Origin of the sequence: uncultured Arenimonas sp. (assembly GCF_963976025.1) — a bacterium.
Lineage (GTDB): Bacteria > Pseudomonadota > Gammaproteobacteria > Xanthomonadales > Xanthomonadaceae > Arenimonas.
In genome coordinates, this window is sequence record NZ_CAXBJS010000119.1 from 1 (window position 1) to 8,243 (window position 8,243).

Sequence of the window (8,243 nt, forward strand, 5' to 3'; positions counted from 1 at the left end):
CGAGGTGGTGACCGCCAGGCCGTTGGCCAGGCGCAGCGTCGACGGCCAGTCGCGCGGGTCGTCGTGCAGCACGAAGCCGCGGTCGGGCTGCACCGGGCCGCCGGCCAGCACGTCCTGGGACGCCAGCACGAGGTCGGTGGTGGGCAGCTTCATCTGCGCCAGCATTTCGCCCAGGCTGAAATCCGAGGGCAGGTTCACCACCACGCCCATGGCGCCGTCCTGGTCGTGCTGGCAGACCAGGGTGACCGAACGGAAAAAATTCGGGTCGTCCAGCGCCGGCATGGCGATAAGGAAGTGCTCGGCGAGGGACCGGTGCGCGGACATGCGCCCATTCTAACGCGCGGCCGGCGGCCGCCGGCGCTCAGCGCAGGCGCAGCAGCAGCGACGGTCCGCGCAGCTTCAGGTCGAGCTGGGCGTCGAGCTGGCCGGCCTCGCCGGTCCGGCGGCGGTCGAGCCGGATCTGGGTGCCACCGTATTCCAACGCCAGGCCCAGGCGGTCGAAGGGAAACCATTCCAGGCCCAGCGAGGTATCCACGATGTGGCCACTGAGCCGGCCGCCATTGCGCGCCACCCCGGAGATTTCCGCGTACAGGCGCAGCCGCTCGTTCACCGCGTGCCGCCAGCCCAGGTTGAGCAGCGGCGCGAAGGCGCGGTCGTCGCTGGCCACCCGCCCGTCCACGGACACCCCGTCGACGCTGGCCTGGCCTTCGAACAGGGTGCGCGCCCGGTAGTGCGCCACGCCCAGGCCCAGGCCCCAGGCGGTTTCGCCCTCGCCCAGCCACCAGCGCCAGGTGGCGCTGGAGAAGTCGTAGTCGAAGCGGCTGCGCAGCTCGGCGGCGGCGGCGTAGGTGCGGCCGTCGTATTCGATGTCGCGGGCCAGGCGCACGGTGTTGCCGCGCTCGAAGCCGAAATATTCCAGGCCAAAGCCGTTGTGATCGCCGACCAGCAGGTCCAGGCGCGCCTGGCTGACGGGCTGGCGCCGGTCCAGGCCGAGGTCGCGTTCGAGGTTGACGTGGCCGCCGGCGCTGTCGTCGCCGCTTCGGGCGCTGGCGCGCAGCGTGGTGTCGCTGTTGGTGTCGAAGACGCCCAGCGACAGGCTCCAGGGATCGAGCGGACGCAGGGGCGCGGCGCCGGACGAACCGGACGCCGCGAGTGCAATGGCCAGCAACGCCTTCCTGGCAGGCAAGACGACTACTTGGCTTCGGACAGCTCCACGCCGTCCAGGCCCTGGCTGAGGGTGCGGGCATCGCCACCCTGGGCCAGCTTGATCTTCAGGCGCACTTCGTTGGCGGAATCGGCGAAACGCAGGGCGTCTTCGTAGCTGATCTCGCCGGCCTGGTAGAGCTCGAACAGGGCCTGGTCGAAGGTGCGCATGCCCAGGTTGGTGGACTCCTTCATGACGTCCTTGATCTTGTGGATCTCGCCGTCACGGATGTAGTCCTGCACCAGCGGCGTGCCGAGCAGGATTTCCATCGCCACCCGGCGGGCCTTGCCGTCGGGGGTGGGAATGAGCTGCTGGGCGACCACGCCCTTGAGGTTCATCGAAAGGTCCATCAGCAGCTGGCTGCGGCGGTCTTCCGGGAAGAAGTTGATGATGCGGTCCATCGCCTGGTTGGCGTTGTTGGCGTGCAGCGTGCACAGCACCAGGTGGCCGGTTTCGGCGAACGCGATGGCGTGGTCCATGCCTTCGCGGGTACGCACCTCGCCGATCATGATGACGTCGGGCGCCTGGCGCAGGGTGTTCTTGAGCGCGGCTTCCCAGCTGTCGGTGTCGATGCCGACTTCGCGCTGGGTGATGATGCAGCCCTCGTGCTTGTGCACGAATTCGATCGGGTCCTCGATGGTGATGATGTGGCCCGAGGAATTCTGGTTGCGGTAGCCGATCATCGCGGCCAGCGAGGTGGATTTACCCGTGCCGGTGGCGCCGACGAACAGGATGATGCCGCGCTTGGTCATCGCCAGGGTCTTGATGACCGGCGGCAGCGAGAGTTCTTCGACCGTGGGGATGCGGGTTTCGATGCGGCGCAGCACCATGCCGACCTGGTTGCGCTGGTAGAAGCACGACACGCGGAAGCGGCCGACGCCGGACACGCCGATGGCGAAGTTGCACTCGTGGGTCTTTTCGAACTCCTCGCGCTGCGAGGGGTTCATGACGTTGAGCACCAGGTCGCGCGACTGCTGCGGCGTGAGCGGGTTCTGGGTGATGGGCGAGAGCTTGCCGTTGACCTTCATTGACGGCGGCACGCCGGCCGTGATGAACAGGTCGGACGCCTTCTTGTGCGCCATCAGTTTCAGGAAGGAGGTGAAATCAATGCTGCTCATGCTAGCTCCTGATTGCCCCCGGGCCATGGCCCGGGGAACGTGTCACGCGGCGTCCTGCCAGCCCCCTTCCGGCGGCGACGTCAGTCGAAAAGTTTCTTTTCCTTGGCGTAGTCGCGCGCCTGCATCTTGGTGACCAGACCACGCTTGACGATGTCCTGCAGGCACTGGTCGAGCGTCTGCATGCCGTACTGCTGGCCGGTCTGGATGGACGAGTACATCTGCGCGACCTTGTCCTCGCGGATGAGGTTACGGATGGCCGGCGTGGCCACCATGATCTCGTGCGCCGCCATTCGGCCGCCGCCCACCTTCTTGAGCAGCGACTGCGAAATGACCGCACGCAGAGACTCGGAAAGCATGGAACGCACCATCGGCTTTTCGCCGGCGGGGAACACGTCGATGATGCGGTCGATGGTCTTGGCCGCCGACGAGGTGTGCAGGGTGCCGAACACCAGGTGGCCGGTTTCCGCGGCGGTGAGCGCCAGGCGGATGGTTTCCAGGTCGCGCATTTCGCCGACCAGGATGTAGTCGGGGTCTTCACGCAGCGCCGAACGCAGGGCTTCGTTGAAGCCGTGGGTGTCGCGGTGCACTTCGCGCTGGTTGACCAGGCACTTCTGCGAGGTGTGCACGAACTCGATGGGATCCTCGACGGTGAGGATGTGGCCGAATTCGTTCTTGTTGATGTGGTCGACCATCGCCGCCAGCGTGGTGGACTTGCCCGAGCCCGTGGGGCCGGTCACCAGGATCAGGCCCTGGGGCTGGTTGATGAGTTCGGCGAAGATCTTGGGCGCGGCCAGCTCCTCGAGCGAGAGGATCTGGCTGGGAATGGTACGGAACACGGCGCCGGCGCCGCGGTTCTGGTTGAAGGCGTTGACGCGGAAACGCGCCAGGCCGGGAATCTCGAAGGAGAAGTCGACCTCGAGGAATTCTTCGAAGTCGCGCCGCTGCTTGTCCGACATGATGTCGTAGACCAGGGCGTGCACTTGTTTGTGGTCCAGCGCCGGGATGTTGATGCGGCGGACGTCGCCGTCCACGCGGATCATGGGCGGAAGGCCGGCCGACAGGTGCAGGTCGGAGGCCTTGTTCTTGACCGAGAATGCCAGAAGTTCGGCGATGTCCATTAATGTTCCCCTTGGCGCTTGATCGGATGGGCGACCGCACGTTCCCGGGGCAGTATAGCGCCAACCACAGAAGGCAACGCCACCCATGGAAACGCCGGAACAGACCCTACGCGGTGTCCTGCAAACCATTGAAAACGCGGCAAAGCTGGCGGGCCGGCCAAAGGCCGTCCGGCTGCTGGCCGTCTCCAAGACCCGGACCGCCGGCGAGGTGCATACCCTGGCGTCCGCCGGCCAGCGCGCCTTTGGCGAGAATTACGTGCGTGAAGGCGCGGCCAAGGCCGCTGAACTGGCGGCACTGGGCCTGGAATGGCACCTGATCGGCCACCTGCAGTCGAACAAGTGCCGCGAGGCCGCCGAAGCCTTCGACTGGGTGCAGTCGCTGGACCGGCCCAAGCTGGTGGCGGCCCTGGACCAGGCCCGCCCCGCCGGCCGGCCGCCGCTGAACGTGCTGGTGCAGGTGAACGTGGACGGCGAAGCCAGCAAGTCCGGCTGCGCCCCCGACGACGTGGCCGCGCTGGCGGCGCAGGTCGCGGCGGCGCCGAACCTGCGCCTGCGCGGCCTGATGGCCATTCCCGAACCGCACCCCGATCCGCAGCGGCGGCGGGCGGCCTTCCGGCGCCTGCGCACCCTGTTCGACCAGCTTGCCGCCGACCACCCCGGAGTCGATACCCTGTCGATGGGCATGAGCGAGGATTTCGAACTCGCCATCGCCGAAGGCGCCACCATGGTGCGCATCGGCACCGCGCTGTTTGGCCCGCGCGCCAAGCCGGCCCAGAACTGACCCATTCCAAGGACAAGGAGCCCCCATGACCCAAGACACCCTGGCCTTCATCGGCGGCGGCAACATGGCCCGCAGCCTCATCGGCGGCCTGGTCGCGCGCGGCCGGCCGGCCGCTTCCATCCACGTGGCCGAACCGCAGGAAAGCCTGCGCCAGGCCCTGGCCGCCGACTTCGGCGTGCAGGTGCACGCCACCGCCGGTGATGCCGCACGTGGCGCCGGCACCTGGGTGCTGTCGGTGAAACCGCAGGTGATGCGCAGCGTCTGCACCGAGCTGGCGCCGCTGGCTGCCACGGCGAACCCGCTGGTGGTGTCGATCGCCGCCGGGGTCACCACCGCGCAGATCGACCAGTGGCTGGGCGGCGACCAGGCGGTGGTGCGCACCATGCCCAATACGCCGTCCCTGCTCGGCGCCGGCGCCACCGGCCTGTACGCCAACCCGCGCGTCACCGACGCCGGGCGTGAACTGGCCGGTTCGCTGATGTCGGCGGTCGGCCTGGCGGCCTGGATTCCGGACGAAGCCCAGATGGACGCCGTCACCGCCGTTTCGGGCAGCGGCCCGGCCTATGTGTTCCTGCTGGCCGAAGCCATGCAGGCCGCCGGCGTCGCCCAGGGCCTTTCACCCGACACCGCCCGCGACCTGGCCAACCAGACCCTGCTCGGCGCCGCGCGCATGCTGGTGGAAACCGGTGAAGACGCCGCCACCCTGCGCAAGCGCGTCACCTCGCCCGGCGGCACCACCCAGGCCGCGATCGAAAGTTTCGAAGCCAATGGCCTGCGGACGCTGGTGGATGAAGCGGTGGCCGCTGCCGCCCGCCGTGGCCGCGAGCTCTCGGGCGGTTCGTGAAAATGGACGCAGGCCCGACGCAGCGCGATGATGCTGGCCTGACCCCCGCACGGAGCACGACCATGCGCATGAAGACCTGGATCGCCGCCGCCCTGCTCTTCGCCCTTTCGCTGCCTGCCGGCGCCAACTCGATGCGGGTGGGCGACCTGTACGTTTATTACAACGCCCTGCCCAGCACCCAGCTGACGCCGGAGATCGCGCGCCAGTACGGCGTCACCCGTTCGGCCAACCGCGCCCTGCTCAATGTCTCGGTGCGCCGCGGCGAACCGGGCGCCGACGTCGCCGTGCCGGCGAAGGTGCTGGCCGTGGCCACCAACCTGGCCGGCCAGCGCAACGGCGTGGAGATGCGCGAGGTGCGTGACGGCGAGGCCCTGTATTACCTGGGCGAAGCGCCCGTGAATGGCCAGGACACGCTCACCTTCGAACTGGAAATCACCGTCCAGGGCCAGGCGCCGATCAAGACCGCCTTCAGGCAGGAGTTCTTCCCCCAGTGAGCCTGCTGCTGGTTCGCCACGGACAGGCGAGCTTCGGTGCCGCCGATTACGACCAGCTGTCCGAACGCGGCCAGGTGCAATCGCGGCGGCTGGGCGACTGGCTGGCCCAGGGCGGGCATCGTTTCGAAGCGGTGGTGGTGGGCGGCATGCGCCGGCACGCGCAAACCGCGCAGGGCGTGGTCGATGCCTTCGCCGAACGCGGGCTGTCGCTGCCCGAAATCGTAAGCAACCCCGGTTTCGCCGAGTTCGACCACCAGGCGGTTTTCGGCGCCTTCGTCGAACGTAATGCCGACAGCCCCGTGGTGCTGGCCAGCCGCAGCGGCCAGCCGCGCGACATCGCCGCCATGCTGCAGGGCGCGCTGCTGGCCTGGGCGCGGGATGAACTGCCGGGCATGCCGGAAACCTGGGAAGCCTTCGGCGACCGCGTGCGCCAGGCCGGGCAAGGCCTGCAGGCGCTGGCCGGCGACGGCGAGGTGCTGGTACTGAGCTCGGGCGGGGTGATTTCCCGGCTGGCGCAGATGGCGCTGGACTTACCCGTCGAACGCGCCGTCGAACTGAACCTGTCGCTGCGCAACAGCGCGGTGAGCGAATTCCATCCGCACGGCCCGCGCCTGCGCCTGGGCAGCTGGAACGCCCTGCCGCACCTGCACGGCCAGCGCGAACTGTGGACCTACTACTGAGGCCGGCATGAAGCAGACGTCGTCGCTGTTCACGTTTTCCGATCGTTCGCTGCAGCTGCAGGCCGATGTCGCGCGTTTTGTCGCCGAGCGCATCGTGCCGGCCGAAGCGGGTTTCGCCGCGCACGCCGCCGACCCGGCCACGCGCTGGTCGATCCCGCCACAGCTCGAGGCGCTCAAGGCAGACGCGCGCGCGCTGGGGCTGTGGAACCTGTTCCTGCCCGACGCCGAACGCGGGGGCGGCCTGAGCAACCTCGACTACGCCCCCATCGCCGAGCTCACCGGCCGTTCCCTGCACGCGCCCGAGGTCTTCAACTGCAGCGCGCCCGACACCGGCAACATGGAAGTGCTGATGCACTTCGCCACGCCGGAGCAGCAGGAACCCTGGCTGCCGCGCCTGCTGGCCGGCGAGATCCGCTCGGCCTTCGCCATGACCGAACCGGACGTGGCCAGCTCCGACGCCACCAACATCGCGCTGCCGATCGTTCGCGACGGCGAGCATTACGTCATCAACGGCCGCAAATGGTGGACCACCGGCGCCGCCGACCCGCGCTGCGCCATCCTCATCGTCATGGGCGTCACCGAGCCCGACTCCCCGGCGCACAAACGCCAGTCGATGGTGCTGGTGCCGATGGACACGCCGGGCGTGCGCATCGTCCGGCCGCTGACGGTGTTCGGCTACGACGACGCGCCGCACGGCCACGTCGAACTGGCCTTCGACAACGTGCGCGTGCCGGTAGGCAACCGCCTGGGCGCGCCCGGCAGCGGCTTCGAGATCGCGCAGGCACGGCTGGGGCCGGGCCGCATCCACCACTGCATGCGGCTGATCGGCCTGGCTCAGCGCGCGCTGGACGCCATGGTGGAACGCGCGCGCCACCGCGAGGCCTTCGGCAAACCGCTGGGCGGCCACGGCATGGCCCAGGAAGCGATCGCGCTGAGCCGCTGCGAAATCGAACAGGCGCGCCTGCTCACCCTGCAGGCGGCCGCGGCGCTGGACGCGCACGGCAACAAGGGCGCCAAGGACCTGATCGGCATGATCAAGATCGTCGCGCCGCGCATGGCCTGCCAGGTCATCGACCGCGCGATCCAGATCCACGGCGGCGGCGGCCTGTGCCAGGACCACTTCCTCGCCCAGGCCTACGCCGGCGCCCGCAGCCTGCGACTCGCCGACGGCCCCGACGAAGTCCACATCGCCTCGCTCGCCCGCTCAATGCTTCGGGCCTAATTTTTTTGCCACGGATGGACACGGATGGACACGGATAAAAGCGGATAGAGCCTTTTAGTTGGCTTTTGCTCTATCCGTGTTTATCTGCGTTCATCCGTGGCAAAAAACTTCTTTCAAGGACCAGCACATGCAGCTCCCCACTGACCAGCTTGCGACGTACCTGGAAGCGAAGGTGCCGGGGTTTCGGGGGCCGGTGGTGGCGACGAAGTTCAAGGGTGGGCAGTCGAACCCGACCTATCTGATCGAAGCCGCCAGCGGCAAATACGTGCTGCGGCGCAAGCCGTCGGGGAAGCTGCTGCCCTCGGCGCATGCCGTGGATCGCGAGTTCCGCGTGCTGCAGGCGCTGCACGGCGGCCCGGTACCGGTGGCCGAGCCGCTGCACCTGTGCACCGATGAATCGGTGATCGGTTCGGTGTTCTACCTGATGGCCTTCGTGCCCGGGCAGGTGCACTGGGACCCCTCGCTGCCGGACATGACGCCGGACCAACGCGCGGCGCACTACGAAGCGATCATCGCCGCGCTGGCCGCCCTGCATGCGCTGGACCCGGCGGCGATCGGCCTGGGCGACTACGGCAAGCCCGGTAATTATTTCGGCCGCCAGATCCATCGCTGGTCCGACCAGTACCGCGCCAGCGAAATCGAGCCGATCCCCGACATGGACACGCTGATGGCCGCGCTTGGACAACGCTGCCCCGCCGACGACGGCCGCGTGGCCCTGGTGCACGGCGACTTCCGCATCGACAACCTGATGTTCGCGCCAGGCGAACCGCGCCTGCTGGCGG

10 protein-coding genes are annotated in these 8,243 nt (G+C 68.4%); 6 read left to right on the plus strand and 4 right to left on the minus strand.

Going from position 1 to position 8,243, the window contains the following annotated elements; genetic code table 11:
• The 4 genes from AACZ35_RS09920 to AACZ35_RS09935 all read right to left on the minus strand — a co-directional run.
• Window positions 1–324: YqgE/AlgH family protein (locus tag AACZ35_RS09920; protein WP_339828669.1), on the minus strand; the 324-nt coding region annotated here is incomplete at its 3' end.
• A 37-nt stretch (window positions 325–361) separates the two neighbouring features.
• Window positions 362–1,186 (minus strand): hypothetical protein, encoded by an 825-nt coding sequence (locus AACZ35_RS09925; RefSeq protein WP_339828671.1) that lies wholly within the window; start codon window positions 1,184–1,186, stop codon window positions 362–364.
• A 5-nt stretch (window positions 1,187–1,191) separates the two neighbouring features.
• Entirely contained in the window at window positions 1,192–2,322 is a 1,131-nt protein-coding gene (locus AACZ35_RS09930; RefSeq protein WP_339828673.1) for a PilT/PilU family type 4a pilus ATPase, read from the minus strand.
• 80 nt (window positions 2,323–2,402) lie between these two features.
• Window positions 2,403–3,440 carry a type IV pilus twitching motility protein PilT gene (locus AACZ35_RS09935; RefSeq protein ID WP_339828676.1) on the minus strand — a complete coding sequence of 346 codons (1,038 nt, stop codon included), beginning with the start codon at window positions 3,438–3,440 and terminating at the stop codon, window positions 2,403–2,405.
• Between the two features lie 85 nt (window positions 3,441–3,525).
• Here AACZ35_RS09935 and AACZ35_RS09940 point away from each other — a divergent pair, with 85 nt between their 5' ends.
• The 6 genes from AACZ35_RS09940 to AACZ35_RS09965 form a co-directional block, all read left to right on the plus strand.
• Complete coding sequence (locus AACZ35_RS09940) at window positions 3,526–4,221, plus strand: YggS family pyridoxal phosphate-dependent enzyme (RefSeq protein WP_339828678.1); 696 nt, start codon at window positions 3,526–3,528, stop codon at window positions 4,219–4,221.
• Between the two features lie 25 nt (window positions 4,222–4,246).
• Window positions 4,247–5,065 carry a pyrroline-5-carboxylate reductase gene (gene proC / locus AACZ35_RS09945; RefSeq protein ID WP_339828680.1) on the plus strand — a complete coding sequence of 273 codons (819 nt, stop codon included), beginning with the start codon at window positions 4,247–4,249 and terminating at the stop codon, window positions 5,063–5,065.
• Window positions 5,066–5,127: 62 nt separating this feature from the next.
• Entirely contained in the window at window positions 5,128–5,559 is a 432-nt protein-coding gene (locus AACZ35_RS09950; protein WP_339828682.1) for a DUF4426 domain-containing protein, read from the plus strand.
• A complete protein-coding gene (locus tag AACZ35_RS09955) occupies window positions 5,556–6,239 on the plus strand; it encodes a histidine phosphatase family protein (protein ID WP_339828684.1) in 684 nt (227 codons plus the stop codon). The genes AACZ35_RS09950 and AACZ35_RS09955 overlap by 4 nt, the downstream gene beginning before the upstream one ends.
• Before the next feature lie 7 nt (window positions 6,240–6,246).
• Window positions 6,247–7,461: an acyl-CoA dehydrogenase family protein gene (locus tag AACZ35_RS09960; protein WP_339828686.1), complete on the plus strand. Its 1,215-nt coding sequence runs from the start codon at window positions 6,247–6,249 to the stop codon at window positions 7,459–7,461.
• 127 nt (window positions 7,462–7,588) lie between these two features.
• On the plus strand, window positions 7,589–8,243 hold a 655-nt coding region (locus AACZ35_RS09965), incomplete at its 3' end, for a phosphotransferase family protein (RefSeq protein ID WP_339828689.1).

Excerpts from the sequence above, each read along its gene's own strand:
- AACZ35_RS09960 (WP_339828686.1), top strand. The coding sequence starts at position 6,247 with ATGAAGCAGACGTCGTCGCTGTTCACGTTTTCCGATCGTTCGCTGCAG.
- proC (WP_339828680.1), top strand. The coding sequence starts at position 4,247 with ATGACCCAAGACACCCTGGCCTTCATCGGCGGCGGCAACATGGCCCGC.
- AACZ35_RS09950 (WP_339828682.1), top strand. The coding sequence starts at position 5,128 with ATGCGCATGAAGACCTGGATCGCCGCCGCCCTGCTCTTCGCCCTTTCG.
- AACZ35_RS09930 (WP_339828673.1), bottom strand. The coding sequence starts at position 2,322 with ATGAGCAGCATTGATTTCACCTCCTTCCTGAAACTGATGGCGCACAAG.
- AACZ35_RS09940 (WP_339828678.1), top strand. The coding sequence starts at position 3,526 with ATGGAAACGCCGGAACAGACCCTACGCGGTGTCCTGCAAACCATTGAA.
- AACZ35_RS09935 (WP_339828676.1), bottom strand. The coding sequence starts at position 3,440 with ATGGACATCGCCGAACTTCTGGCATTCTCGGTCAAGAACAAGGCCTCC.